Below are 25,457 nucleotides of genomic sequence, written 5' to 3' on the forward strand. Positions count from 1 at the left end.
TTATGTCGCTTGATAAGCTAAGGCAAAAGGCAATTTATCAGAACTCGATTGACACATGGATAGCTGCATGCGAGGAAAAACAGGTGGACTGGTATGAGACCGACCGTTACCGCAGGTTCATCGCATATCTTGTGCAGAACGGGCTCAACCTGAAAAAATTCCCCCTTTGCATCAAGGAAACGGGCGGAATGTATGAGAGGGGCAAGGACAAAACTGCATTTGCCGAAACACTCTCACAGATGACTGATCCAAATGCAGCTGCATACACTATAAAATTAAACGACCAAGCAGTTCAAATAATACGTAGTTTTGATTTTGCCAACTAGCGGCGCCCAAGTTTAGGATTGGCAGTTGATTCCAGTGCGTTTCCAATAAAGACAAAAGCAAGGCCTGTCAGAGCGATCATTATTCCTGGAGGCATTATCCACCACCACAGGCCTCTTGCCGCAGCACCATATGATTTTGCATCGTGCAATATCTGGCCCCATGTTGGGAAAGAGGGATCACCAAGCCCCAGAAAACTCAGACCCGCTTCGGTCGTGATTGCCGCAGGAACCGATATTGCTATACTTGCAAGGGCGTAGGGGAGAATCTGCGGAATTATGTGCCTTGTGATTATCTTTGAATCCTTCTGACCCATTACCTTGGCAGCATCCACGAACTGCCTTGTCTTTATCTGTAGCGCCATACTGCGAGAGACTTTGGCAACACCGACCCAACCAAAAATCATCAGGAATCCTATGAGCAAAAATATGCTATTTGATGTCGTGACAGAAAGTATGATAAGAAAAGGCAGTGCTGGCAGTGCATAGATTATGTCATTAAATCTCATCATAGACTCGTCTGTCTTTCCACCCTTGTATCCGGCATAAACTCCAAAGACTAGCCCTGCAACTACAGATCCTACAGAAACTACTATACCGATGAATAATGCCACCGGTATGCCCCACAAAATACCTATTGACAAGTCGCGTCTGAGCTCATCCGTACCTATAATGCCAAAGACTTTTCCACCTATAATCATCTGGGAGCCTAGTATGCTATTCTCATCCGTGCCCGTTATCTTGACTAAAAAGACGTACCTGCCTTTTAACACCTCATTTAAATCCGTCTTTGAGAAAACTATCTCGCTAGCTGACAATCCTTCTGTTGGAAACGAAAATGCTGCTGTTTGCAATCGTAGGTTTTTTCTTATCATCTCATTTGCCGAAAAGACCCTGTCGGAAAAGACTGTCTCAGATTCCGCAAAAGGTATCGAGGCCCTGTAAAGGTCAATCTGAATGCCGTCGGGTCTTATCACGTGAATCTGAATTATTGATGAGCCAGAATACGCCACCTTGTACTGCAGTATGAGATCGTCAGGAAAATAATCGAATGCGTAATCTGATTCAAAACTTTGTATGAGAGTGTATGTGGATTGCGATTTTTGCAGTATTGTCTGTGAGCCCTCAATTATTTGATGCTCAGGAATTTTTTTGTCCGAAAAATAGTTTACCCATGCAGGAAGCGCAGATTTTGGCATCAATGTCCAGCTTGCAGGGTTGTTCCACTGTCTATATGTCTCAAGCGGCACAAACACTACCGTAAGTGCAGAAACTACTATCAGCCCTGCCAGAATTACTATGCCAACAAGACCTATTCTGTTTTTCAGGAAACTCTCTTTTAGCTGAGAGGAAGTGAGCATCGATATCTAACCTGTCCTTATCCTTGGATCCAAATACCCGTAAAGTAGATCCGAGATGAATATGCTTACAAGGAAGAATGCGGTGAGTACATACGTGGCGCCAATTATCACCGGCAGGTCCATCACACTTATTGCTTCAAAATAAAGCCTTCCCATGCCGGGCCAGTCAAATACTGCCTCTGTAATTATTGCACCACCAAGCGAGCCTGAAAGACTGAGCGCAAGAACTGTGACAATGGGCGGGGCAGCGTTTTTCAGAGCACTGCCAAAAAGTATCTTTCTTTGGCTTATTCCTATTGCCTTCTTGACAAATACAAAGTCCTCCTGCATTATCCCAACCATAAAGTTCCTGACAAGATAGGCCCAGGTGCCAAACCCGATTAACACTATGGTGATTAGTGGCAGCATCATGTGATACAACAGTGCGGGCACATAGCCTGGATCGGAGGGGGCGATGAGAGGTGTTGCCCTTGCAGGAAAGATACTATAGGAAAATGAAAATGCAAATATCATTATCATGCCGACCCACCACACAGGAAAGCTACTGCTAATTATGGCAAACGATGATGTGAGTCTGTCCGTCTTTGAGCGCGGCTTGCTTCCTGCCGCAGCACCAATGAATATCCCTATGACTGAAATTATTATTGTGGCAGTGGTGAACAAAAGCACTGTCCTTGGAAGTTTTTCAAGTATTATCTCGCCCACAGCTGATGAGCCACTATCGCTTGTCAAAAATGTAGCATGGCCAAAATCTAAAATCAAAATCTTATACATGGCAAGTCCGATTCTGTTTGGGGAATACCATGGACTGTCAAGTCCAAGATTCCGCATGCGCTGCTCTATCTGTGTCTGTACATATGCGTCAAGCTCTACTGTGTCCTTGAAGCTTGAGGCAAGCGCCTTGTTCTCAACAATCTCGGCCCTTACTTGTATTGCAATTCCTTTTTTCATTATGGTATCCATGTTTGAGCCAACAAGAAGTATGGTGAGAAATAAAGTTGCCAAAAGTACGGCAAACAAGATTGCAACTCTCGTGGCAAAGTAGCGCTTGATGCCCATTGCAAAATTCTGCGAAAAATTGCTTATAATGTATTTGGTGTGTTATCTTCCTTTATCTCAATGTAAGATAATAGACTTATCATGGCAAACGGCTTGTCTATGAGATCCAAGGTATCCTTTAGGTGCTCAAAGCCTTCCTTACGCATACTCATGTATGGAGAGAGGAAGAACACTCTTTGCTGGGGCTTTGTGTCTCTGAGCTTGTCCTCAAGATTAGCTTCGCCCATTTCGGTAGGGTTTTCTAGGATGACAAAGTCGTAACAGCTTCTGGCGCGGACATATTCGAGGCATTGTGCCGAATTGCGTGCAAAGTCCGCCTCGCATCCTTTTTCTGCAAATATTTTCTTGTACAGTTCAACAACTCTGCCATTATCTTCTAGTACCAGCGCCTTCATGCAATTATCCCCATCGAATAAAGTTACGTGGAAGGAATGCTTGCACCCCTTCCATTTTTGCAGTTTGCAGCAAGTCCCTGTCAAAGCTAACCAGAGTCGAACCGGTGATTTTTGCCGTGGCCAAAATCATATTGTCTGGACTGTGACATTCGTAATATTTTTGGGATATTCTGTTTGATTCTTCTATTATTTCGTCTGTCCTGTCTATTGTGATGGGCTGTTTGCAATACTGGTACACATGTTCCATGGTGGCAATCGGATCGGTTCCAGTAATTCTGCTTACCTCGCCCAGAACCGTTTCTGGTATGACAAGTTTTGATCTGTATTTTTTCATTCGCCTTGCAATTGGTCTTAATACTCTGCCTTCTTGGAATTCCTTGATGAATACGTTCGAATCTAAAACTACCGTTTGTACACGTCCTGCTTCCATGAGTATACTTGGAATTGGCTATAAAAGGAATTTTGCAAAAATTGTATCATGTTACAATTTGTAACAAGTGGTTAAATAAAAACGGGAAAATCTGAGCTTTGTGTCCGATAACGGCGAGAAATCGCTTGCAGAAAAACTAGACATTGCAATAGAGAACCTGAGCGTATGGCATCGGGTTACACTTGTCATGGTGATAATCGGGCTTCTCTCACTTTCAGTGGTCATCTCACTTTCACAATATTATTTTCATCAGGAAATAGGCAAGCATGGACAGATAATTGAAATCAAAGACGAGTCTGGGAATGTGGAACTTGTCTTTGATCCTAACTCTGATGAGATATTTTCCACGCAGAGCATACTGAACCTTTACACCACACAAGTGTGGCTGATGGCAAGCAACGGTCTTGTGATAGGATTGCTCTCATTTCTGTTTCTGTGGATTACATACCGCGGTCATGCATACCGCAAGGAACTACGCGCAATCGAGAATCAGCTGATAAGGCAGTCATATTTGGTGAACTTTGAGACTTCGATACCAGAGGGGAACGACAGAATAGACAAGATACTCAATCACTCCTGTCTTGTCTTCCCAGAACTTCAATCACTGCTTGGTGGCAAGACGGACAGAAAAAAACTCCCATATAGGGTGGACCAGACAATAGGCAGACAAAAAATTGACGTTATAGTATCAACAAAGCGTGGGGACTTTATAGTAAAGTTCTTTGACTATGTATCGGTTCAGACCTTGGAACAGTTTACAGATGATCTTGGAAAGAGCGGCAAAGCAATCTTTCGGGTTCTATGTATATCAAAAAACTACGACGAGCAGCTACAATCATCACAGCTATCCTCGATTATGCAAAGACTCAATCTTGACTTTGACATGGATCTTATATTTGAGGACGAGCAGGGCTATTCGATGCTGTGGATAAACTAGGGCTCGCCAAACTCGCGCAGGCCAATGACATATCTTACATCGGGATCAAAGTTGACGCATCTCTGGAATGTGTTCTTGCCTTTCTCGGTTATCTTGTACTCGAACTTTGCTTTTGGATTCTGACTCTCACGAATCTCGACAAACCCCTTTTTAGCAAAACTCTCAAGTATGGTTCGCAGTCTTTCCCTGTTAAGATCGGAACCGGGTGTCCCGGTGGTGATCTGCCGCAGATTCATCCAAGTACCTACCTTTGTTAGATAACCCAGTATAGCTATGTTGGTATCACCGGGCGTTTGATTGAATTTTCGCTCCAACTAAAACAAAATTTGTCAGATTCGACTTATGTGTTATCTGCATAAATTATTTCTACAAATTAACGAATAACGAAATCTATTCTAGGAGCAAAGTCATACACTCTGTATTGAGCGCAGGCACAATCAAGAAGGCGCAAAAACTCGTAGATGAGGGAAACGTGGTACAGGTAGACGATGATCTCTTTCAGGTGCGTTCCTCATCTGATCCGCAGAAATCGTATATGGTCACACATGACTCATGTGACTGCCTTGGATTCAAGAACTTTTACAAGTTTCACCACGGAAAGGGCATAAAGGCAAATTGCTCTCACCTTGAGGCAGTTAGACTCTATCTGAAAACCAAGTCCTAAATCTGCACTATTCCTGCATTCACAAGATATTGCAGGCCCTTGGCAAACTCTGAATCTGTTATGCGGCCTTCCGCCCACCAACTTGCATTTACCTTAAACCATGTAGGAATGATGCTTGCACTTGAATCATTTTTTTGTAATGTGAGTATCCTTTCTTTTGCAAGATGCTCTATTGTCTTGGCAAACTCTGAATCTGGCAAGGTACCTGAGGCCCACCATCTAGCTTCATTTTTTATCCATTTTGGTATGCTTGTGCTTGTCTCACTCAGCTCAAACGTCTTTGTGGCAATCTGTGTTGGAAGGCCATAGACAAGTCTTACTGTATATTTTGATGCAACAAGTCCGTCAGTTTGAATCGTCTGCGAGTATGATGCATCATCATCAAACTTTGCGTCAAGCACATCGATTAACCTGTCTGGGTATTGGTAAACTAGTAACTGGTACGGGGTCTTTGCAAAATCGGATGCCACAGTGCCTGTGATTACTATGTCGGTACCCTTCCAATACTCTTTTTCTGCAACTATGGCATTGACCGTCTCCGGCAGTGACTCTGGAGCTGTCGCAAGAACGAGTTTTCCTGTCATCCATGGGTGAATCTGACAAAAGTAATAATATGCAAAATTTGTCAGGTTTTCAGTTCCTATAGTAGATGACTTGGATGACTCGATGTCGCCTGTTTTGAAGAATATTCCAGAATAGTCAGGATGTGCGGGAATTCCACTAGTGACACTGTGCACTGTACTGTCCTTGTTTTTCCATGTTATGGTATCGTGAGGATCAAATGGCAGTATTTCTGGATGGAACGTGACAAGCTCATCCTGCACCGATGCTCCGTTTGGTATTGTTATTTCTAGATTCTTGCCACTTGCATCAACTGGCATTACATATGATAGCAGTATCGCTGCAGCAACAAGCGTCGCAATGACAAACACACGCATGATCTGCTTTTATCTGCAACTATATTCTGAATTTGTCTGTCTAAAATAGACAAACACGGATTAACTGATAATTGCAGGTCTAAAGTATCTTTTAAAGAACCAGAGTAACCCAAGTATTTCCACCTGCTCCATGAACATGATTAGGTGCAGGTTGACAAGCCACCCACTGGTTGCGTCATTTAACATGGCGTATGAGATTGAAAAAATATACTCCATATAATGAAAATACGCAAGCAGTGGCACCTCGTGTGCGATTGCTGGCCCACTAAGTCCTTCAAGCGTTACTCTATCCACATCTTTTTGCGCTATTGCATCTGAGAGGATCAACTTATCCTCATAGTATATGGTGTTTCCTCTGTCTACTAGTAGTATGGTTGTGCCAAAATACACCATAAAGATGACCAGCGTGCAGACGATTATCTTAGCAGACCTGCTCCATAGCGTCTTTGTTATCTGTTTTTTAAAAATAATGCCAAGCCTGCCAAGTTTTTCCTTTTTGATTAGGACTATGAGTGTAACTGAGATTAGAGTAGCTATTCCTAGGTTGCCAAGCCAGTGATCAAACAGATAATGGCTTGCCAAAAGCCTGAGCGGTAGGAATACTACCGCAGTTATCCCTAATAGGATCATCTTTTCTTTTAGGTCTGATATATCCAGCATTTTTTCTCCCTATGCCAGCTAGAACTTGTTTTTGAGTTCCTTTAGGTACTTGACGCTTATTCTGTATGCCCTTATCGCAGAATAGATCTCAAAGAGCTCCTGGTATGTCGGGTTGAGCTTTTTCAGATCCTCCCTGTTTATCCCAAAGTCCGTTATGGTCTGCCATATGTTCTCAAGTGAGACTCCGTCTTCGTCAACTAGTATTGAAGATAGATGCTTGCCTATTCCCTTACCAAGGCTGATGCTAGTGGACATCATGCCGGCGTTTCTTTAGCTTTGATTATATCTATCTCGGAAATTGATCGCTTTTAGCAGTTCCAATTTGGCATCGCAACGGTTTACTGTTTTTTGCCCTTCACTGAGAGTCCGACTACTTTCTTTGGGCTCTTCGGATCCTGTTTTTTTACTTCGGAGGTGTTCTTTGCCGTCGAGTTATCAAATGACTCTAACTGTTCCTTTGTTATTGCAAGTTTTGCAAAGTATGCTTCTCTTGCCTCCTGTAATGTGCCACCGTTATCTAGCACCTGTTTCATTGCGTACTGGGCTTCCTCAAATGCGTTCTTTGTGTAGTTTAGCTGACTGGTAATTGTGTTCTTTGCCTTCGGGTTCAGGCTTGATATATAGTCGTCGTACTTGTACCCTGAATAAATCCCGTATCCTGGCTGTTTTTGCCTGATTGCCTCTTCAAGCTTTAATTGTGCTATCTGGCGTTTTTCTTCAAGTATGAGCTTTTTTGATTCTATTTCAATCTGCTTTTGCAAGCGCTTTTGCTGCTCTTCAAGATGTTTTTGATAATGCTTTAACTGCAGGGCCCTGTATGGGTTGTCCTGCCCATTTACAACATCCTCTGATTTGTAGTATAACTCGTTAAAGGTGACCTGCTCTTCTCCAACCCTTAATGTGGTCTTGGCGACAGCTCTCTTCTCGCCGTCCTTTACGTAAATGTTGACTATGAATGTGCCTGGAATTGTTTGTTCGGCAAACTGGTGTGAAAAGACGCCCGTTGCATTGGTAGTGGTTGTAACAGAGGCGCCTGCAAATCTGATCTGGACATCTGCACCTGGAACAGGTTTCATCGCATGGTTTAAGACCTTGCCTGTTATGGTTGGTTTTTCGTACAGGCTGATTCTCTCGCTATCGAACTTTGCAGAAACCACAAAGTCCCACAAGGTAGCCCCGTACGCAGTAGTTGCGCCAAATAGGACTAGCCCAAGTACGGCTAAAATCAGCACGATGTTTTTCAACATCATATCTCCTACTGTTTTCTGTTAACCACCAATATCAAAATGAAAACAGCCAAAAATCAGTTATTTTTGAGTAACTTTGCACCTTTTGATCATTTGCATCATGATCAGATCGATTTGTGAAAAAAGGATCACTGATAATTGATCGAACTTACATAGATCAGCTGGATCAGCTAACAAATGATCGTAGACAACAAATTTGATCTAAAAATTGTCCCAAATTGAACGAAAGCTTTTAATCAGTGTGATTTTCAACGTAGAAACGTTGCAATTAAAATTCTACACAATACTGCTATCTGTAATTGTTTTTAGCGCAGTAATGCCTATGGCGTTTGCAGCTACTGTAACCCAGAATATTGTAAAGTCTGGCGACTATGTAACGCTTACCGGGGAAGGAATTGACCCAGATGAGGACTCGCTTACAATCGAATGGAAACAGACTGGCGGAGAGACAGTAAAACTCTCATCTACAACAGATCCGGAACCATCCTTTGTTGCCCCTGAGGTTGAAAACGGCAAAGTGAAAATCCTTACCTTTGAGCTTAGAGTTACCGACCCGTACGGCGGAACTGATACTGATATTATCAAGATTACTGTTATGCCAAGAAACCAGCCTCCAACTGCTGATGCTGGTCCAGACCAATCAGTGGAAAAGGGAGATGAGGTCACACTTCAAGGTGATGGCTTTGATCCTGACGGTGACCCATTAATTTACCACTGGTCACAGATTGACGGTCCAATTGTGGACTTGGATGATCCAAACTCACAAACCCCGACATTTGATACTAGTACTATCACAAGAAGCACTGCTACTTTGAGATTCCAACTTACAGTAGCTGATGGCTTTGGCGGAATTGCCAGAGATGCAGTAGTAATCAAGATGACTGCGGGCAAACCAACGCTGATTACGGCAAGCGCTGGCCCAGACCAGACTGTCAATGAGGGCTCCAATGTACAACTGTCTGGCTCTTGCAACGACAAACTGAACAGAGAAACACAACTTAGCTGGTCTCAAACACTCGGACCATTTGTGCTCTTATCATCAACTTCTGATGCAGACCCAACATTTGTCGCACCAGAGATTCCAAACGGTTCGATAATTCCAACTGCATTCAGACTTACTTGTTATGTTGAAGGCGGCGGCTCGGCAACTGATATTGTTATAGTTAGAGTAAAACCAATCAACGATGATCCTTCTGCCGATGCAGGCCCTGATAAGAACACACTTCCAAGAAGACTTGTCTACTTGACAGGCTCAGGCTCTGATCCAGATGGTGATATTTTGAAATACTCTTGGAAACAGACAAAGGGTACTACAGTTGAATTAATCAACGAGAATCGACCAGAACTTAGAATTCTTGCTCCAGAGGTTTCTGGTGGTGCATCCACATCACTTGAATTTGAATTAACAGTTACTGACCCGTATGGTGGCTCTGATTCTGACAAGGTCACAGTTAACGTAATGTCTGATAACGTACGTGCATCAGCTGATGCAGGCGTTGACCAAGTCGTAGACGAGCAAACCGAGGTAACGCTATCTGGCTCAGGCTCTGACCCAGACAGCGACGTACTGACCTATTCTTGGAAACAAATAGGAGGCGAGGCAGTCGAGCTATCAGCAGTTGACCAGCCGCAGCCGACATTCACTGCACCTGTTGTTGCAAACGGCAAGGTCAAAGTGCTTGTCTTTGAGCTCAGAGTAGCAGATGAAAATGGCTATCCATCAAAGGATACAGTCAAAGTCACAGTACTACCAGTAAACACACCTCCAACTGTCGATGCAGGTAGCGGCCAAGAAGTGGACTTTGGAGCAATAGTGGTGTTGTCTGGCTCAGCATTCGATGAGGATGATGACCCATTGACATTCCTGTGGAACCAAGTATCAGGACCATCAGTAACAATGTCAACCAACACCGAATTGCAGACATCATTCACAGCACCCAAAGTTGCAGTGACAACACAGCTTACATTCCAGTTAATTGCAAATGACGGTCAGGCAGACAGCGAACCGTCAACTGTCACAATCACAGTAAAGGGTGAGGAGACAAAGGCAATCTCTGCCAACGCAGGACCTGATCAAACTGTGGAAGAACACAGCACAGTGACTCTATCCGGTTCTGGAAAAGATCCACTCAGACACAAGCTCTCATACAGCTGGAAACAAATCACAGGTGAGACCGTAACACTCTCATCTACAACACTTGCAAAGCCATCATTTGAGGCACCAGAGGTAGCAAACGGTCAGAAGAAGATACTGACATTCGAGCTTACTGTAACTGACCCAAGCACTGGAAGAACAGCCAAGGACATGGTTACAGTTACTGTTACACCAATCAACGGTGACCCAACAGCAATTGCCAAGGTAAAGAGTGTCAGAGAGCCAATCTAGACACACTCATCTTTTAACAATACACTAATCTATTGCAATAACCAAGTGGTAATGGATTTTGGATTTAGAAAAATTCCGTGATGATGTCTATACGATAACCAACCGCCTCTCATCTCAACTTGACAAAGACGAAATGCCAAAACTCAATTATGTAAGACAGAGGCTAATTGACCTGTATACGCAGAACCTTGTGAAGATAAACCATTCTGTTTTGGAGCTTATCTGCGCTGCAAACCTTGTAGCAAGAGGTTACACAGTAGACGTTGAAAAACAGATTTCAGACTCGCTTGTATGTGACCTTTATGCCAAAAAAGACCATCATGTCTCGATAATAGAGATAGAAACTGGATTTACCCCACCAGAGCACGCACTTGATACAATTGACTATTATGTGTCCAGGATTGTGAGCAAGATTGCAAGATATAGCAAGTATTGTGATAACTTTGCGCTTGCAACCCCTGTGATTGGAATCCTGCCAGTACACCAGATCTTTCTCAATCCGCCCCAGGTGAGGGACGAGTTGGAGATAAAAAAGATAAAGTCACTGTGCGATAGGTTCTACAAAAATCCGCCAATAGAATATGATGAGATACTCAACGCAAAGCTGAATTCAATATATCTTATCAATATAGACAAGGACTTTGCAAAGGAAATAGACCCAGTATCGTATTACAATCTTACTTTGTCCATACTTGAAAAGAGCGAAATTGACATTTAGCACAGTCCTAAAATATGACGTTGACCCAAGTCTATACGTAGATGATCTGCTCAAGCTGTGAAAAACACAAGCATTATGAGTGTATTGACTGCCAGAACGACCACAAGACAGAGCTATGCTCCTGTGACTGCCACATACAGGCAGACATGCACAAGCACAACTGATCAGATATCGTAATTCCAGCCTGACTTTAACTTCCTTTCAATATCAGCTGCCATGATGTCAAGCTCGATGGTATCGCCAAAGTTCTGGTATGTAAGCTTTGCAAGCGTTGTGATTACACTCTTTGCCGTCTTATACTGCGGAATTGACGGCTCATCAAGCTCGCCGTACAGGCCTATGCCATGGATACCGTTTTGTTTTGCATACCCTAGTATGAGCCCGTTAAATCCAGTAATGACTGACTTTGAAGGCGTCATATTCACATCAAGCCTTTGTAGCTGTGCTGTGAGCTCCTTTGATGTAGTTGTGATGAACGTTTGGTGGTCGCCTCTTATCTGGCGCATGGTGTGAAATCCACCAAGCGTGTAGATGAACTTGACAGAGTGTTTTTTTGCGACATCGATTACGTCTTGGCATAATGCGTGCAGATCTTCATCCGTCTTTGGTTGGCCTACGCCACCGCCAAACACTATGATGTTCTGATCATACCTGTATTCCCAGATCTCCTTTGGAATCTCTATGTACCCGCCATTGTCTAGCACGTATGATGGATGCGTTGCCTCTGCGGTCCTAAATGGTATGGTCCTTTTTGATTTGTTGACAAAATCGATGACTATGCTGCCCACATTTCCCATGTCCTGTAGAGCTGCTATCATGAGGGGCTTTTCAAGTGATGGCTCTTGTATCTGGGTGAACTTCATACGTTCACTGAACGTGCAAGCGATTAAAATGTTGAGTAGAACTAGTCGGATCTTTTTAATAAGAATAAGCCTGCCAGCATAAGACTCAATGCCATAATCTGATGCGTGCCAAGATGCTCGCCAAGAAAGGCGGCAGCATATATTACTCCAAATATTGATGATGTAGAAAACACCAAGATGGTCCTAACTGTGCCGATGCTTTTTAACGCAAGATAAAATAGCAGCATTGGTGCTGCAAAGCCGACAACGCCTAATAGTATAATGTGAAAGAGTCTTTCATGTGGCACCTCAAGCGGTATGCCAAGGGCAAGTACGATCCCTGCTATTACGGCTGCCCCTATAGTAGATTTTAGATGTACAAGGCGGCTCACGTCTATGGTTCTTGTCGCAATCCTGCTGAGATTGTTATCAATTGCCCAGCAAAGCATGGTGAATACTATTAGTATGGTGCCAGGATTAGTTGCATCAATTGCAAGGTTTGTTATGTCAAACTTGGTGGTGATGAGAACAACTCCTATCATTACTATTGCCATCGATGCGTAGCCAAGTGGCCTGAGTCTTTCTTTGAATGCGATTATGGCAATAAGCACTGTAAACACTATCTCAGAGTTTGAAAGTATTGCAGCATCTGATGCGGCCGCAGTCTTCAGGCCCACAAAGTACAGACTTGGGGCAATAATTGCTCCCAGTATTGCTATTGGGATTATCAGTCTCATATCCCTTTTACTTATTGGAGATTTGCGTCTTATTGTGAGCGGTGTAAATGCGATAGATGCGATTGCAGAAACAATGGCTGCAAGGAGCAGCGGGTCAGTCGACTCTACTGACGGCTTGGCAAGAGTGGAGATCGAGCCAAATAGTGCAGCTGAGATGAATGCAAAGACGTACCCGGTATTTCTGCTGCTAAGAGGCGTTCGTAACATGCACCAAATCCGTCTACGCAAAATAAAATTCAAAGCAAATACACTGCTATCATCTAAAATTCTGTAAACTTGGCTGTTTAGTTGAAAAAATAGCTTACAAGATAAGGGTTTATTCAATATTTATCGTGTTTATAGCGTTTTTCTATAATTATTCATAGCTAAGTGCGACGATCAAATGTTTACAAACTAAGATTCATAAATCGAAAAAACTACCCAACGGAGATAATCAATACCATGACCAGTTTTGGTACTCTGGAATATGTAATGGACAAGTTTTCTGGCACGTGGAGCTGGAAAGTGACCGGCGAGCGGGCCGTTGCCATGGTATCGCGGATCATTCCTCAGGCATGGTATGGCGACGGAGAACATGAGGCGATCGTCCCAGACGATCCAAAAAACATTCAGCAGATCAAATGGATAATGGACAGATACCCTCTTGAGATACTCTCCAAGAACATATGGCAACGAAAGCTGCCGCCTTCTGCAAAACAGGTAAAACAAAAACCAAAGCGAATCGAAAAGCTCAACCTTGCAAATCCGGGAAAACAGTTCCGTGGAAACCTGCTCAACTTTCAGAGGGAGGGCCTTGACTTTCTGATAAAATCTTCTGGCAATGCACTGCTTGCCGACGAGATGGGACTTGGAAAATGCGTGACCGGTACATCACTAGTTGAGACAGCTACTGGGCCAATACGAATTCTGGATCTTTGGACAAGATCTTCAATAATCGAACAAAATGAAGATGAGGCATGGGGAGAGCTAGAATCTCCAATAATAGTTCAAACATTTGATGGTAAAAAAATAATAGGAAAGAAAGTAGACCGAGTATTTCGACAGAGAATAAATGAACAGATAGTAGAGTTGATTTTATGGGATGGCTCTAGTGTAGAATGTACAAAAAAACACAGATTTCTTACCAAGTATGGTTGGAAGCATGCCGCTAGCCTAACACTCGATGACAAAATCGCAGTTCCGTCAAGAACACTACCTGTTGCACAGAAAAAACCATCCATACCAACTCAGATTACTCAAACTGCATATGCTGGGACGTACATTCGTACATTGAATCTACTCGTACCATATAAACACACACAAGGAATGAGTAAAAAGACAACTCGCACTGCGTCGCAAAATACGTCATCTGATCAACTTGCCCCTGAATTGCAAAATCTAAAATTGGAATCAATTCATTGGTGCCCAATTAAAGAAATCAAAACAAAATACTATTCTGGATTTGTGTATGATCTTTCAGTGCCGAAAACGCATAACTATATCGTTAATGGCATGATTGCCCATAATACAGTACAAACACTATCATACATTGCAACAGAACAAAACACGTTCCCTGCACTAATTGTTGCCCCTCTGGTAACGTTACAGAATTGGCAGAGGGAAATTGAGAAATTCATGAAAAGAAAGAGCAGAAATGGCAGAATAATTGATGATGAGGTGCCGACTTCTACTATAATACGCGTTGGGAAATCAGAAGATCTTGGAAGATATGATTTTTACATAATAAATTATGAACTGCTTTTCAAAAGATACAAAGATCTTGCAAAGCTGAATCTGCGCACAATAGTGTGCGATGAGGTACAGAACCTTCGCTCAAAAACTACACAGAAATACCAGGCAATAAAAAAGCTCTCTGCACTCGAATCCGTAAAATACAGAATCGGTCTCTCTGGTACACCAATTTATAACCGAGGCTCTGAGATATGGCCGATTGTAGATATACTGCGGCCTGGCCTACTAGGCAGCTTCAAAGAGTTCTGTGAGTATTTTTGCTACATCAACGAGAAAGGCAAGGCAATAGTGCTTGAAAACAAGCGCGAGTCATTGCGAAACATGCTTCAAAAACACGTGATGTTAAGAAGGAAAAAAACAGATGTGCTGGCTGAGCTAAAAGAAAAGATACGTTACAAGGAAATAATCGATGCAGACATTACATACTATAACAGCGAGCTTGCAAAAATCTGGAAAAAACTCGAAGACGAAAGAAAGGAGGCGCAGACTGCATTTGACGCCTCGACTGCATACCAACGTGCAATTCAGAGTGAAAGGCAGGCAGCAGGAATTGCCAAGCTGCCGCATGTGATCAACTTTGTTAAGAACATAATGGAAATTGAGGAAAGCGTTGTAGTATTTTGCCACCACAAAGCAATACACACACTTTTACATCAGAGTCTTGGCGAGTTCAAGCCCGCGTCAATAATAGGAGGACAAACTGACAAGGAAAGGCAGCAGCAAATAGACTCTTTCCAGAATGGAGAGACAAAACTGATGATTGCAGGACTGAGAGCTGGCAATGTAGGAATTAATCTCACCAGAGCAAAATATGTGATATTTGCAGAGCTTGATTGGAGTCCGGCAATACATCTGCAAGCAGAAGACAGATTGCATAGGCTCGGGCAAAAAAATACCGTCTTTGCATATTATCTGATTGGCAATGGTACGCTAGATGAGCATGTGGCAAAGATATTGGTAGATAAAAGCTACGAGATTGATGCAATAATGGACAACAAGGTAGAATCATTTGAAAACAAAGAAAAGGCAGAGCTCATACTGGCACAAATCCAGGACAGGATAAAATCCGTACTGAGATCTGTCTAGTTAGCGTTTTAGAAATTTAATTTTTCATACAAAATTTCCTTACATTTGGCAAGTATGTAATATGTGTTTGAGCTGAAATAATTGATCACAATCTAGCAAAAAAGCTTCTGAATTTTTTTCAGTGTTTGGCTGTATGTAGAACTTTTCGAATCTATCTTTTTTGAACAAATTTTTTCAATGTTTTTTGGCGCGCCATCAATCTTGGACTTGATCTTCTTTTCCTTCATCTCATCTTTTGCTTTTTCCTGCCTGTCTTTTGACAGAATTTCATCCTTTGCTGCCTCGACGCTATGTGGTGGAATAATTCCAATTGACAGTACAAGAATTATAGCTGCCGTCAAAGCAAAAAGTCTCATATCTGCTAACCACTCATAACTTCATAAAAGGCTTTAGTATTACCTTTCAGATCTGTTGCATACGTTCGTACTCTGGACAAATTATGAAAACAATCTAATCGCCTAAAGAAATCACAAGACGATTAAAAAACAGTACTGTACTGCAACTAAATATTGTGCAATTAAAATCGGTTCTTAGCAAAATGGCTATATCTGGCATCTGAGGAGAATTTGCAATGGATTTCATGCTAGAAGAAGAAATGATTGATCTTGCGACATTCTGCCTGCAGAATCCCAATACCCCCGAGGTTCAGGCCAAAAAGGAGAGAATAATCGAAATAGGAAAAGAGCTCTTTCTAGATGGAGGGGTTGACGCACTTGAGAACATGTTCTTTGCCCTTGAGAATCGCATAAAAGAGGAGATTAACAAGGATCCAAGACCACTAAGGTCCTTGTGGAACGGTAATACTCCTGAGTGGGACTATTAGTAAAAAAGGAAGAAAAGGCCCTTATGCCTTTCCGATTCTAAATATAGCTGTAGAACATGCCGGGCATGTTCCCTTCGTTGCAGGCTTGCCGTTCTTTAGTGTGACTGGCTTGATGCCTGACATTTCGCGTTTTGCTCTGCATTTTACGCAATAGCCTATCATGATGCCTTCTACTAGTCAGATCTGATATTAGCGAAAGGCTGTGAAAATTATTTAACACCAAGGTAGATTGGCACGCCTGTCGTGTCATTGATTTTTGACCATGATTTCCAGATAAACTGACCTTTCCCTCAGATCACAAATCCTGGAAGGAAGTGTATGAGTAAAAAGAATGCTGCAAATCCTGTGAGAAATATTATTCCTGCAACTGCAAGCGCTCTGAGCCACACTGGCGGCACGCCGTCGTTGAGATATTTTCTTGATACCAGCTTGTAGTTAAAGACTGCAATAATTGGAGCTATGACAAATGATACTGCCGTGGCAAAATCTACAAGCTCTTTTAGGTTACGGCCAAACGGAATAACAAGTATTGATGAGCCAATTGCAAGTGACACTAGAACTATAAAGTAGATTTTTCTATATTCTGAGGCATTTTGCACGTCTTTGGAATTGTTTTTTAAAAGCAGTACTGTCCTCTGCACGGCCCTAGAGTATCCGTCAAAGACTGCGACTATGGTCCCAAACATGACGCTAAAAGCAGCTGCTGCAATTATTAGATAGTTCCAGCTGCCTATTGTCTGGGTGTACATGGTGACTACCTTTTCGGCAAACTGGGCGTTGTTATTTGGCAGTGCCTCGCTGGAACCAAAAAACAAGTAGGTTCCGAGCACCACAAAAAATACTGCAAGAACGGACGTGACAAGGTATCCTATGTTAAAGTCAAGCAGCGTCGACTTTAGGCTGGGCCGGAACTTTGTCTGTTTTATCCTCTCAAGTGTCCACAGGCCGTGCCAGCTTGAAATATCTACTGGCATAGGCATCCAGCCAATCAGTGCCACAAGAAACAGAATTCCTGCATGCGTGAATATCTCCGGCATAATGTGCTGCTCTGTTTGATGGACAGGTCCGTTGGTCAGAGCTATTAGAAACGCAGCCGTAGTGGATACTATCATGACTGCACTAATTGTTTTGATTACACCATCAAGTGTATTGTATTTTCCAGTGCATAATATGACAAAGCATACACCAAAGAGTATAACAATTGACCAAATTCCAAGAAACTGCACACCAAAAAGATTCTCAAAAAATCCCGCCGTGACAAAACCTACTGCCCCTGTGATGATGAACATGGACGCAAGAGTGACCACAAGATACATGATCAAAAAATGCCTACCAAGCCTACCATATCCGTCTATGATACTTGTTCCAGTGACATTGGAATAGCGCGAGCTGAACTCAAAGAAAGGATACTTGAGTAGATTTGCTATGCAAACTACGCCAATCATCAAAAAACCGTATTCGGCACCTGCTCTTGTAGATTGGATCAGATGGGATACACCGATCGCGGTGCTCGCAAAAAGCATACCCGGACCAAAAGTCCTAAGAAAGTCTCGTTGCCTTCCGCTCAACGCCATAGTTACCAAGTGTTGGCATTTTAATCGTAGGTATTTAGCTTACAATGAATTTTAGCTCAAGCGACCTTGTCAGTGCGCTTGCATTCGGTATGCTGTCCCAGACGTATATGTGGGCAGTATACGTGCCAGGCGTGTTTGGGAGCCAGGAAATTGCCGGCGAGAATGTTTGCTGGGGATTAAGCGAGCCTGATATCCATGTCAGCTTTTGAGTTATGCTGTTCGAGTCCTGAATTACCACGATATAGACGAATATTTGCGGAGTGTTCTGCTTGTTGGTAATATCTGCAGAGACTTGTATTTGCTGGTTGGTGTTTATGTTCTGTGAGAGCGGCTCGCCAAACGTGTTTACAAGGCGTGCGTTTTTTAGCTCGGCCCTCTGAACTCCGTCGAGGGCAAAAGCGCTTCCAAACGGGACAAAAAGCATGACCATGGCAAGAAAAAATATGGCATATTTTAACACGCTTGAATAAAAAAATCTGCACTACTAAAGAGTTTGGATATTAAAATCGTTGAGCAAGTGACAAAATTAGAGCTCTACTCTGTAATAGTCCCATCTTTCAGGATCGAACTTTGCAACAAACTCGGCCTTTTCATGCTTTTCTATTCTTTTTTGAATGACGTCTCGCAGAGCAAAGCTTGTCAGGTACTTGTAGTTCATGGAATGAGCCTGCATTGTAAACAAGTGTCTCATCTCACTTCCTCCGTGTAGACCCCAGTATCCCATCTTGAGTGCAATCGGCTCGAGGAATACCGTGTTGAATTTGCCATAGTTTTCATCCGTGATTTCTGGTCTTAGAGTATAATTCTCAAGCGGCCCGCCTTTGGCAAATCCGATTATAGGGCCGTCTACACTTCCAAGCCTTAACGTGTTAAGAATTGTTTTCTGATCTTTCATCGTCTTCTCAAAGTGCATTCTGTCAAACTGTAAAGGTATTGGAAGCTCGTTGTAAATTTCAAGCAGCATCTCAAGAAATTGTGGGTCATCTCTTATCTTCATTGATTCAATTCTCGGAACAAGTCTGAGATTTTCATAAATGTACTCTGATTGAATTTTTATTTCCTGCTGTCTTAAATTCAAAAATCCCGTGACTACATCCATAAAGTTTTTCCTCATGTGCTTTGGCAGGGCTCGCAATACTGTCTCGCACATGACGGATTCATCGTTTAGCAGGTCTTCAAAATACGCAACAGATCTTTTCACTATGAAGGATGGATGCCATGCAAGTGCATGCGCATTCTTTTTTGCCATGTCCATGGCCTTTACAAAATCACCAAGCGCGTATCCGCTCACCCTGTCGACCACCGAAAGAAGCCAGCCAAGCTGCATATAGTATTCCTGCATTTTCTTATCGTTCTTTGTTATTGGTGAGGCAGAAAAGAATTCGTGAATCTGTCTTTCTGCATTTTCTTTCAATACTCCTTTCCATGGATATGTTGTTCTCAGTATGAGCGCTTTTACTATGTCGATATCAAGGTCTGCATCACGACAAAGCTGCTTTACGTTGTTATCGCAAGTTAGGAATTTTATTACATTGTCCTCGTGCGGCTTGTCCACACTTTTTTGTGGATCAAAATCATGGAACAAGGCTGCGGCATAGAGGTACTTGAAGTCTTCTTTTCTTATGTTATTTAGTATGCTCTTCCATTTTAGGACTATGAGAGAGACATAGGTGACTTCAAGCTCGTGCGATATGTTGTGGTATCCATAGTAGTCTTTTCCAAGACCCTGTGATTCGAACAGTGATATGGTATAATCTAGCATTCTGACATAGCAAGGCTTGTCCAACCCGCATGATGCTGCCAAATTGATGATCTCATCTCGCAGCGACTGCGTATTGGCAAATAATTGCATTAGTCTATCGATGAGCAGCTCAGTTTTAAATCTGTAGCTGTGGGCTGCGTAATTTTTATGTAATTTATGTAGTTTTTTGCGATTTTTACAATGGACAATCCGCATGTGTTTTTAATTCATACAAACAATCACTCACTTTTTGCGTACACACAAGCATTCTAGTTCAAACCATATTGATCATAGTATATGAGCGCAAAACAAAACAAGTCAAAGATAAAGATGGCCGTTTTGAAGCTATTGGACGAAGGTTGGTCTGACAAGGCGTTGATTCATAAAAAACTACAGGTAGAATACGGGCTCTCACAGTCTGAGGCAAGGCTTGCATGCAAGGAAGCCAAGATCGACCTGATGCTCAAACTAAAAGCCTTGCAGTCCGGAGTTGTTCAGCTATAGGCAAAACACTCAATAAAATATTTTTTTAATGCAAATTCATGCAGCTACATCCTGACGAGCTATTGAAGCTGACAGAAAGGCTTCTTGCATGCAATCTGTTGCTGCACGGCAGACAGTATGGAGCAACTGCGAGCATGACATACTCTGATGTCCCGGTAACAAAACCGACAACACGTGGAGGGGTGTACTTTGCAGACAAGATGGCATTCAAAATAAAGGCACATACAAAAGACCAATCTCTTATATGTATGCTCTCAAGTGCGATGTTAGGCCCGAACTCGGATTTTGAGAAAATAGAAATAAGAATAGATGGATCTGTTCTAAAAATATTTGCGCATCTGACAAACTATGTACAAAAAAATGACGAACTTGAGCTAAACCTGGTCGTGGTCGGCACTGAACTACCCAACTGATGTCTTAAAATAAGAATCATACATCTTTCGTTGCTCCTCATCGGAGAGAACTTCGTACGCGCTTGTGATCTCAGCAAACTTTTCCGCACTCTTGGCGTCTTTTGTTCTGTCTGGATGGTATTCTTTTACAAGCTGCCTGTATTTTCTTTTAATCTCCTCAAGTGTTGCATCAACTGAGACTCCAAGTACGTTGTAATAGTTGGGCAGTGTTGCCTCATCAAACATTTTCCTAAATTCATCCGCACTTTTTCTTTTTCTTGGGCCAATAAAGTCCTCATCATCTGCATTCCAATCTGAGTGATACTTTTCATAATCGCGATTTTGTTTTGATGCATAGTTTTTTTTCTCGTATTCAGTCTTGCGTCGTAAAATTATCTCTCTTGCCAAATACAGGAATACACCTACTACAGCAGCTCCCACTATTGCCATAGCAAGTCTTACATCGTTTACGTTATAGTATTCTGATATCTCCTCGGAGCCGCGCGTGGGTCTTTCTACCACAAGGCCACCCTGTTGTGAATATGCGCTCTGGCTCTGTAATACTATGGTTGAAAGCAATGCCAATGCAAGTGCTGCAAAAATGAGGCGCATTTTAGTTAGAGTTTGTCAGAAAATATTATTTAATTTTCGCATATTGCTGCCTAGACGAGCCTAAAGTCTTCCTTTACAGTGTTAAGAACAATGTTTGTCACAGTCTTGTCTACATTCGGCTTTGATGATAGCATCTTGACAAATTTGCTTAACTCTTCACGATTCTTGAATTTTGCGACCAGTACGGTGTCTGATTCACCAGTAACGTCATATACTGCACAAACGTTCTCAAGGCTTGCAATCTCATTTTCAATTTCTACCATTTTGCCTTTTTTAGTGTAAATTTCGATTATGGCAGTAAGGTCATAGCCTAGTTTTTCATGGTCTATTATCGCAGTGTATCCTTTGACTATTTTTTCCTGTTCTAGTTTTTTTATTCTCGTCAGTATTGTCACAGTGGACATGCCAAGCTTTAGCGCAAGCTGTCTGGATGAAAGACGAGCATCCACGAGCAAGTTCTTTAGGATCTTTACATCTGTCTTATCAAGATTCATCTATATTGTTACGTCTTTACAAATATTAAAAGTTGTCATGGATTTTCAAATGAATTTTTATCGTGCGTTGAACGTACAATAAATTCATCCACGAGCATACTAGTTTTATGATAGAAAAGGGATTTGACTTTGGCCGGCTTTATAGGAAAATAGTTCGGTATTATCTTACAAAACATCACTACACAAAGGAAAAAGCAAACATGATAGCTCAGAGCGTGGTACGAAAGGAGATGAGATTGAGGACGTGCCAGAACTCTGATTGTTCGCACTTACTGTATGACCACCTGAGAAATTACCAGTCGTGCCTTGTAGGTGACTGCAAGTGTCAGAGGTTTCAGAGGGCAGAGGCCTAGGCTGCCTCAATCTTACTCACAAGCGCATTAAGTGAGAATGGTTTTTGCAGATATTCTACCCTTTCCTCCAGAGATTCTGAGACCTTGTTAGCTGATAGGGCATAGGCTGAGGCAAATACAATCTTCTGGGCCGGTCTTACGCTTAGAATCTCGGTGGCAACCTCTGAGCCGTTCTTTTTTGGCATCGACTGATCCAACACGACTACATCAAATGGGGATTTGTCTATGGAGTCAAATTCGGTTCTGCCTAGACTTTCTTTGTATTTTTTGAGACATTCCTGGCCGTCACGCGTAACGATGACTTCGTGGCCATACTTGCGCAAGATGCGCTCGTACTGGGACGCAGTAAACTGATTGTCTTCCGCAATTAGTATTCTCAAGGCCGATAAAGCTATACTCCTCCGTCGCATTAACACTAGTCTGTTCTATACGAACAGACATCCTCATAGGATAAAAACAATGAATGCAGGTATAATGTATGAATGCACAGGAACTGCTCAGAAAGGGCACCGAATTGCTCCAAGCAGGATTGTTAGAGGAAGCACTATCATATTTTGAGCAGGCGCTCCTACTTGATCAGAAAAATGCCGATATTTGGAACAAAAAAGGGGCTGCACTGCGAAGTCTTGGCAGGTATGATGAGGCACTAGAATGCTTTAACAAGGCTCTGGAAATTGACCCTGCTGACAGGTTCGCATCATGAAAGTCCAATTGCAAAATCATAACTATGCTTATAATCAAACTAACTTGTAAACAAGGAATTGGCAGACGCTGAAAGAATGCTTAGTCAGGCAGCAGACATGTGTGAAGACGGAGACTTTGTCGGAGCACTGAAGATATACTCGAAGATATTGAAAAAAAACCCAACGAACACTGATGCACTGATAGACAAGGGGGTGGCACTACAAAATCTCGGAAGGCTAAGACAGGCATTGCGATGCTTTCAGAAGGCGCTTGCAGTTGACACAAAGAACATCACCGCGCTTGTAAATACCGGCTCAGTACTACACAGTCTTGGAATGTTCGATGAGGCAATAAAATGCTATGATAGGGCGCTAAGAATTGATAAAAAATGCGCCATGGCACTTGCATACAAAGGACTCTCGCTAGGCGAGAAAGGAAAGATAAAAGATGCGCTAAAGAACTTCAAAAAGGCACTGAGCATAGATAAAGACTATGACATTGCGTTAATCAGCAAAGATATTGCACAGAAAATTCTGAAAGAAAACTTTACTCAGAAATGATTTTCAAAAATCGTTCATCTGATGAAATTTCTGCAAACGCGCTAGAATTTCTTATTTTGTACCGCAGCTTCGGGTTTGTTGATATGCATTCTTCAAGGACAGACATGGCATCATCCGCGTTGATCCTTGCAAGACATGATGCTTTGTCCAGTAGAACCTCCTCGTTCCTCGGGTAGGATTTTAGAATTTTATTGCAACAATCTATTGATTCGGAATATCTGCCAAGCGAGTACAAAATGCGTTCTTTATGGTATAGTGTGATGTTATCGTGTGGGAATAATTTGAGTATGTACTCGCAGTATCTTAAAGCTTCATCATATCTTTTGGTCTTGCGCAGAGCAGATATTTTGTTTATCAAAACTGTCTTGTCATCTGCTTTGATGAGTAGTGCCTTCTCATAGCAGGCAAGAGCCTCAGAATAATTCTTTGTCTTGCTTAGGGCGTAGCCCTTGTTGTTGAGTGCCTCAATGTTGTCTGGGTCTTCCAATAGAATGCGGTCGTACAGGGTAATCGCATCATGGAACTTTTTCTCAACGAACAGCTTGTTTGCGCTCTCAAATAAGTCTGGCATATCAAAACACGGTTACATCGCCCGGGGCTGGCTCTCGTTTTAGGTTTTCATGGTGCTCAAAGAATTCACGGTGTTCTGCTTTTTGGTGTTCCCTTAGCTTTTCTATACTGTCAAAGGAGTTGTTGCACAAATAGCATTTTGGTTTGTGCTCATCGACAAGAGGCATTACCATGCTTGTATTTGCCGATTGCCTAACTTAACTTTTGATGGCTGTTTTTTATTTTTAAATACACTATAAGATACGTTATTAACTGGATTTGGACAGATTCAAAATATGAACAAGCTGGCACTTTTTCTTGCAGCAGCACTAGTGGCTTCTGCAGTGCTGGCTCCGATGGGAGACTCGTTTGCCCAGACTGATACAAAAAAACAGACCGTGACAGAAAAAATCAGGGAATACGAGGCACAGCAGGCCCAAAAGGCAAAACAGGTAGAGGAAAAGCGCAAGGCCATGGCAAACGAGATAGAGGCAAAAAAGAAAGAGGCTATGGAAAAGCGCGCAAAGCAGCAGCAGGAGCTTGAAGCAAAACAAAAACAGCTCAAGGAGGAACAGGAGGCAAAAAGGCAGCAGATTCTTGAAAAGAGGACACAGCAACTTCAGATTATCAACGAGATAAAAGAAAAGTTCAGGCAGCAGTCAGAAGAGCAAAATGAACAAAGAAAACAGAATCTAGAGACAAAAAAACAGACCAATACAAAAGAAGAAATTGAAAGAAAGGCAAAGGAACTCCAGGAAAAGGCAAAACTGGCAAAAGAAAAAGCACTTGAGGAGCAAAAACAGTACCAAAAGCAGCTTGAGGAAAAGCGCAAAAAGGCAGAGCAAGAAATCAAAGAAATGCGTAAGATGCTAGAAGAAAAGGCCAAAAAAGAAGAGCAAAAATTTGAAGAGCAAAAGGCCAAGCAATCAATCCCGCCCACAAAGTAATCTTGGGTTTTTAGTTAGTGTATCTTGGTTTTAATATTGCAATTGTAGAGTTTAGTCGCATTATTTTTATATGCAGATAATCGGTTAACAGACATGCAAAAATTAGGTATCCTAACTTCGATACTTCTTTTGACGGCCGCAGTAGTTGGCCCAGTTGGACTATCTTATGCACAAACAGTTGACACCCACAAAGAGGCAAAGCTGAAGCATGAGCAACTGAGGGCAAAGCTTGACCAGGAAAGAGCAGACAGACTTGAAGCACAAAAGCAAAAGGCTGCTGAAATCCGGGAAAAGATGCAAGCCAAGAAAATGGAAGCCGCAAAAGAGCTAGAGAAGATGTCTGGCTCGGAAACCAAACAACAGTCAATCCCAAGAGCAGCAGAATATCTTGCAGCACTGAAGGCAAAGGCAGCTGAAGAAATTGCAGCCAAAAAGGCAGCAGTCGGCCCAAGCAAGGTACAAGTGGCGCTTGAGAAGGACAGGGCTGATCACGAAAAGCGAATCCAAGAGTACAAAAAGACGCTCCCGACAACTCCTGAGAAGGATCTGAAATACCTCAAAGAGGAGAATCAGAATCGCATGAACACGCTCAAAAAACTGGGCGCATCTGATCAGGCAGCAAAAGAAAAGCTTGCACTAGAGCAGCAAAAGAAGGCAGAAGAGCTCAAAAAGCAAAAATACGGTGAAATCCACTACAACCGCAAATAGGC

Annotated in this window: 35 protein-coding genes; 14 read left to right on the forward strand and 21 right to left on the reverse strand. The window is 42.4% G+C overall.

The window, feature by feature from the left end; translation table 11 throughout:
• Nucleotides 1–2: 2 nt before the first annotated feature.
• Nucleotides 3–326, forward strand: a complete 324-nt coding sequence (locus tag NITUZ_RS03285) for a hypothetical protein (protein ID WP_048195260.1) — start codon at nucleotides 3–5, stop codon at nucleotides 324–326.
• Here NITUZ_RS03285 and NITUZ_RS03290 read toward each other — a convergent pair.
• From NITUZ_RS03290 to NITUZ_RS03305, 4 genes are read right to left on the reverse strand one after another with little or no spacing between them, the layout of a single operon-like run.
• On the reverse strand, nucleotides 323–1,690 hold the full coding sequence (locus NITUZ_RS03290; protein WP_048195262.1) for an ABC transporter permease: 1,368 nt from the start codon (nucleotides 1,688–1,690) through the stop codon (nucleotides 323–325). The two genes, NITUZ_RS03285 and NITUZ_RS03290, sit on opposite strands and share 4 nt — an antisense overlap.
• Nucleotides 1,691–2,737, reverse strand: a complete 1,047-nt coding sequence (locus NITUZ_RS03295; protein WP_048196010.1) for an ABC transporter permease — start codon at nucleotides 2,735–2,737, stop codon at nucleotides 1,691–1,693.
• Between the two features lie 29 nt (nucleotides 2,738–2,766).
• Nucleotides 2,767–3,138, reverse strand: coding sequence for a response regulator (locus NITUZ_RS03300; protein WP_048195265.1), 372 nt, complete (start codon nucleotides 3,136–3,138; stop codon nucleotides 2,767–2,769).
• 4 nt (nucleotides 3,139–3,142) lie between these two features.
• Complete coding sequence (locus NITUZ_RS03305; protein WP_048195267.1) at nucleotides 3,143–3,568, reverse strand: type II toxin-antitoxin system VapC family toxin; 426 nt, start codon at nucleotides 3,566–3,568, stop codon at nucleotides 3,143–3,145.
• Nucleotides 3,569–3,668: 100 nt separating this feature from the next.
• Between NITUZ_RS03305 and NITUZ_RS03310 the strand changes: the two genes are divergently transcribed.
• Nucleotides 3,669–4,505, forward strand: a complete 837-nt coding sequence (locus NITUZ_RS03310; protein WP_048195269.1) for a hypothetical protein — start codon at nucleotides 3,669–3,671, stop codon at nucleotides 4,503–4,505.
• Here NITUZ_RS03310 and NITUZ_RS03315 read toward each other — a convergent pair.
• Nucleotides 4,502–4,819, reverse strand: a complete 318-nt coding sequence (locus NITUZ_RS03315; protein WP_048195272.1) for a hypothetical protein — start codon at nucleotides 4,817–4,819, stop codon at nucleotides 4,502–4,504. The two genes, NITUZ_RS03310 and NITUZ_RS03315, sit on opposite strands and share 4 nt — an antisense overlap.
• Nucleotides 4,820–4,926: 107 nt before the next feature.
• Here NITUZ_RS03315 and NITUZ_RS03320 point away from each other — a divergent pair, with 107 nt between their 5' ends.
• Nucleotides 4,927–5,169, forward strand: coding sequence for a hypothetical protein (locus NITUZ_RS03320; RefSeq protein WP_048195274.1), 243 nt, complete (start codon nucleotides 4,927–4,929; stop codon nucleotides 5,167–5,169).
• Here NITUZ_RS03320 and NITUZ_RS09645 read toward each other — a convergent pair.
• The 4 genes from NITUZ_RS09645 to NITUZ_RS03345 all read right to left on the reverse strand — a co-directional run bounded on the left by NITUZ_RS09645 (nucleotide 5,166) and on the right by NITUZ_RS03345 (nucleotide 8,011).
• Nucleotides 5,166–6,107, reverse strand: a complete 942-nt coding sequence (locus NITUZ_RS09645; RefSeq protein WP_052370053.1) for a cupredoxin domain-containing protein — start codon at nucleotides 6,105–6,107, stop codon at nucleotides 5,166–5,168. The two genes, NITUZ_RS03320 and NITUZ_RS09645, sit on opposite strands and share 4 nt — an antisense overlap.
• 60 nt (nucleotides 6,108–6,167) lie before the next feature.
• A complete protein-coding gene (locus NITUZ_RS03335; protein ID WP_048195276.1) occupies nucleotides 6,168–6,767 on the reverse strand; it encodes a hypothetical protein in 600 nt (199 codons plus the stop codon).
• An 18-nt stretch (nucleotides 6,768–6,785) separates the two neighbouring features.
• Complete coding sequence (locus NITUZ_RS03340; protein ID WP_048195278.1) at nucleotides 6,786–7,022, reverse strand: hypothetical protein; 237 nt, start codon at nucleotides 7,020–7,022, stop codon at nucleotides 6,786–6,788.
• An 83-nt stretch (nucleotides 7,023–7,105) separates the two neighbouring features.
• Nucleotides 7,106–8,011: a carboxypeptidase-like regulatory domain-containing protein gene (locus NITUZ_RS03345; RefSeq protein ID WP_155991299.1), complete on the reverse strand. Its 906-nt coding sequence runs from the start codon at nucleotides 8,009–8,011 to the stop codon at nucleotides 7,106–7,108.
• Between the two features lie 265 nt (nucleotides 8,012–8,276).
• Between NITUZ_RS03345 and NITUZ_RS03350 the strand changes: the two genes are divergently transcribed.
• Both NITUZ_RS03350 and NITUZ_RS03355 read left to right on the forward strand, forming a co-directional pair.
• Nucleotides 8,277–10,400 carry a PKD domain-containing protein gene (locus tag NITUZ_RS03350; RefSeq protein WP_155991302.1) on the forward strand — a complete coding sequence of 708 codons (2,124 nt, stop codon included), beginning with the start codon at nucleotides 8,277–8,279 and terminating at the stop codon, nucleotides 10,398–10,400.
• Nucleotides 10,401–10,458: 58 nt separating this feature from the next.
• Complete coding sequence (locus NITUZ_RS03355; protein WP_048195281.1) at nucleotides 10,459–11,118, forward strand: hypothetical protein; 660 nt, start codon at nucleotides 10,459–10,461, stop codon at nucleotides 11,116–11,118.
• Nucleotides 11,119–11,282: 164 nt separating this feature from the next.
• Here the strand turns inward: NITUZ_RS03355 and NITUZ_RS03360 are convergent, their stop codons facing one another.
• Together NITUZ_RS03360 and NITUZ_RS03365 are read right to left on the reverse strand one after the other, a co-directional pair.
• Entirely contained in the window at nucleotides 11,283–11,981 is a 699-nt protein-coding gene (locus NITUZ_RS03360) for a PAC2 family protein (RefSeq protein WP_048195284.1), read from the reverse strand.
• 41 nt (nucleotides 11,982–12,022) lie between these two features.
• Nucleotides 12,023–12,904: a DMT family transporter gene (locus NITUZ_RS03365; protein WP_048195286.1), complete on the reverse strand. Its 882-nt coding sequence runs from the start codon at nucleotides 12,902–12,904 to the stop codon at nucleotides 12,023–12,025.
• Between the two features lie 420 nt (nucleotides 12,905–13,324).
• Between NITUZ_RS03365 and NITUZ_RS03375 the strand changes: the two genes are divergently transcribed.
• Nucleotides 13,325–15,514, forward strand: coding sequence for an SNF2-related protein (locus NITUZ_RS03375; protein ID WP_420887309.1), 2,190 nt, complete (start codon nucleotides 13,325–13,327; stop codon nucleotides 15,512–15,514).
• A gap of 92 nt (nucleotides 15,515–15,606) precedes the next feature.
• On the opposite strand, the gene NITUZ_RS03380 is transcribed toward NITUZ_RS03375, so the two are convergent.
• On the reverse strand, nucleotides 15,607–15,870 hold the full coding sequence (locus tag NITUZ_RS03380; protein ID WP_048195288.1) for a hypothetical protein: 264 nt from the start codon (nucleotides 15,868–15,870) through the stop codon (nucleotides 15,607–15,609).
• 215 nt (nucleotides 15,871–16,085) lie between these two features.
• Between NITUZ_RS03380 and NITUZ_RS03385 the strand changes: the two genes are divergently transcribed.
• Complete coding sequence (locus tag NITUZ_RS03385) at nucleotides 16,086–16,337, forward strand: hypothetical protein (protein ID WP_048195290.1); 252 nt, start codon at nucleotides 16,086–16,088, stop codon at nucleotides 16,335–16,337.
• A 21-nt stretch (nucleotides 16,338–16,358) separates the two neighbouring features.
• Here NITUZ_RS03385 and NITUZ_RS10240 read toward each other — a convergent pair whose 3' ends face one another.
• From NITUZ_RS10240 to NITUZ_RS03405, 4 genes are all read right to left on the reverse strand, one after another.
• Nucleotides 16,359–16,502, reverse strand: coding sequence for a DUF5679 domain-containing protein (locus NITUZ_RS10240; protein WP_048195293.1), 144 nt, complete (start codon nucleotides 16,500–16,502; stop codon nucleotides 16,359–16,361).
• 125 nt (nucleotides 16,503–16,627) lie between these two features.
• Complete coding sequence (locus NITUZ_RS03395) at nucleotides 16,628–17,905, reverse strand: NRAMP family divalent metal transporter (protein ID WP_244443800.1); 1,278 nt, start codon at nucleotides 17,903–17,905, stop codon at nucleotides 16,628–16,630.
• 40 nt (nucleotides 17,906–17,945) lie between these two features.
• Nucleotides 17,946–18,371: a hypothetical protein gene (locus NITUZ_RS03400; RefSeq protein ID WP_052370055.1), complete on the reverse strand. Its 426-nt coding sequence runs from the start codon at nucleotides 18,369–18,371 to the stop codon at nucleotides 17,946–17,948.
• 66 nt (nucleotides 18,372–18,437) lie between these two features.
• Entirely contained in the window at nucleotides 18,438–19,763 is a 1,326-nt protein-coding gene (locus NITUZ_RS03405) for an HD domain-containing protein (protein WP_048195298.1), read from the reverse strand.
• 186 nt (nucleotides 19,764–19,949) lie between these two features.
• Between NITUZ_RS03405 and NITUZ_RS03410 the strand changes: the two genes are divergently transcribed.
• Entirely contained in the window at nucleotides 19,950–20,156 is a 207-nt protein-coding gene (locus NITUZ_RS03410; protein WP_048195300.1) for a hypothetical protein, read from the forward strand.
• A gap of 38 nt (nucleotides 20,157–20,194) precedes the next feature.
• Nucleotides 20,195–20,569 carry a hypothetical protein gene (locus NITUZ_RS03415; protein ID WP_048195302.1) on the forward strand — a complete coding sequence of 125 codons (375 nt, stop codon included), beginning with the start codon at nucleotides 20,195–20,197 and terminating at the stop codon, nucleotides 20,567–20,569.
• On the opposite strand, the gene NITUZ_RS10395 is transcribed toward NITUZ_RS03415, so the two are convergent.
• The gene (locus NITUZ_RS10395; RefSeq protein ID WP_048195308.1) at nucleotides 20,558–21,160 is read right to left on the reverse strand and encodes a DnaJ domain-containing protein; all 603 of its coding nucleotides are present in this window, start codon (nucleotides 21,158–21,160) and stop codon (nucleotides 20,558–20,560) included. The two genes, NITUZ_RS03415 and NITUZ_RS10395, sit on opposite strands and share 12 nt — an antisense overlap.
• A gap of 50 nt (nucleotides 21,161–21,210) precedes the next feature.
• On the reverse strand, nucleotides 21,211–21,654 hold the full coding sequence (locus tag NITUZ_RS03425; protein ID WP_048195313.1) for an Lrp/AsnC family transcriptional regulator: 444 nt from the start codon (nucleotides 21,652–21,654) through the stop codon (nucleotides 21,211–21,213).
• 107 nt (nucleotides 21,655–21,761) lie between these two features.
• On the opposite strand from NITUZ_RS03425, the gene NITUZ_RS03430 reads away from it, so the two are divergent.
• Nucleotides 21,762–22,007 (forward strand): hypothetical protein, encoded by a 246-nt coding sequence (locus NITUZ_RS03430; protein WP_048195315.1) that lies wholly within the window; start codon nucleotides 21,762–21,764, stop codon nucleotides 22,005–22,007.
• Here the strand turns inward: NITUZ_RS03430 and NITUZ_RS03435 are convergent.
• Nucleotides 22,004–22,387 carry a response regulator gene (locus NITUZ_RS03435; protein WP_052370056.1) on the reverse strand — a complete coding sequence of 128 codons (384 nt, stop codon included), beginning with the start codon at nucleotides 22,385–22,387 and terminating at the stop codon, nucleotides 22,004–22,006. The genes NITUZ_RS03430 and NITUZ_RS03435 overlap by 4 nt on opposite strands.
• 98 nt (nucleotides 22,388–22,485) lie before the next feature.
• Here NITUZ_RS03435 and NITUZ_RS03440 point away from each other — a divergent pair, with 98 nt between their 5' ends.
• The gene (locus tag NITUZ_RS03440) at nucleotides 22,486–22,710 is read left to right on the forward strand and encodes a tetratricopeptide repeat protein (RefSeq protein WP_048195324.1); all 225 of its coding nucleotides are present in this window, start codon (nucleotides 22,486–22,488) and stop codon (nucleotides 22,708–22,710) included.
• 58 nt (nucleotides 22,711–22,768) lie between these two features.
• A complete protein-coding gene (locus tag NITUZ_RS03445; protein WP_048195326.1) occupies nucleotides 22,769–23,251 on the forward strand; it encodes a tetratricopeptide repeat protein in 483 nt (160 codons plus the stop codon).
• On the opposite strand, the gene NITUZ_RS03450 is transcribed toward NITUZ_RS03445, so the two are convergent.
• Nucleotides 23,238–23,822, reverse strand: coding sequence for a tetratricopeptide repeat protein (locus NITUZ_RS03450; RefSeq protein WP_048195328.1), 585 nt, complete (start codon nucleotides 23,820–23,822; stop codon nucleotides 23,238–23,240). The genes NITUZ_RS03445 and NITUZ_RS03450 overlap by 14 nt on opposite strands.
• A 1-nt stretch (nucleotide 23,823) precedes the next feature.
• The gene (locus tag NITUZ_RS10125; RefSeq protein WP_177309448.1) at nucleotides 23,824–23,994 is read right to left on the reverse strand and encodes a hypothetical protein; all 171 of its coding nucleotides are present in this window, start codon (nucleotides 23,992–23,994) and stop codon (nucleotides 23,824–23,826) included.
• A 102-nt stretch (nucleotides 23,995–24,096) separates the two neighbouring features.
• Between NITUZ_RS10125 and NITUZ_RS03455 the strand changes: the two genes are divergently transcribed.
• Nucleotides 24,097–24,747 carry a hypothetical protein gene (locus NITUZ_RS03455; protein WP_048195330.1) on the forward strand — a complete coding sequence of 217 codons (651 nt, stop codon included), beginning with the start codon at nucleotides 24,097–24,099 and terminating at the stop codon, nucleotides 24,745–24,747.
• 93 nt (nucleotides 24,748–24,840) lie between these two features.
• Nucleotides 24,841–25,455 (forward strand): hypothetical protein, encoded by a 615-nt coding sequence (locus NITUZ_RS03460; RefSeq protein ID WP_048195331.1) that lies wholly within the window; start codon nucleotides 24,841–24,843, stop codon nucleotides 25,453–25,455.
• The last annotated feature ends 2 nt before the right edge of the window (nucleotides 25,456–25,457 follow it).

This window comes from Candidatus Nitrosotenuis uzonensis, from assembly GCF_000723185.1.
Classification (GTDB): Archaea; Thermoproteota; Nitrososphaeria; order Nitrososphaerales; family Nitrosopumilaceae; genus Nitrosotenuis; species Nitrosotenuis uzonensis.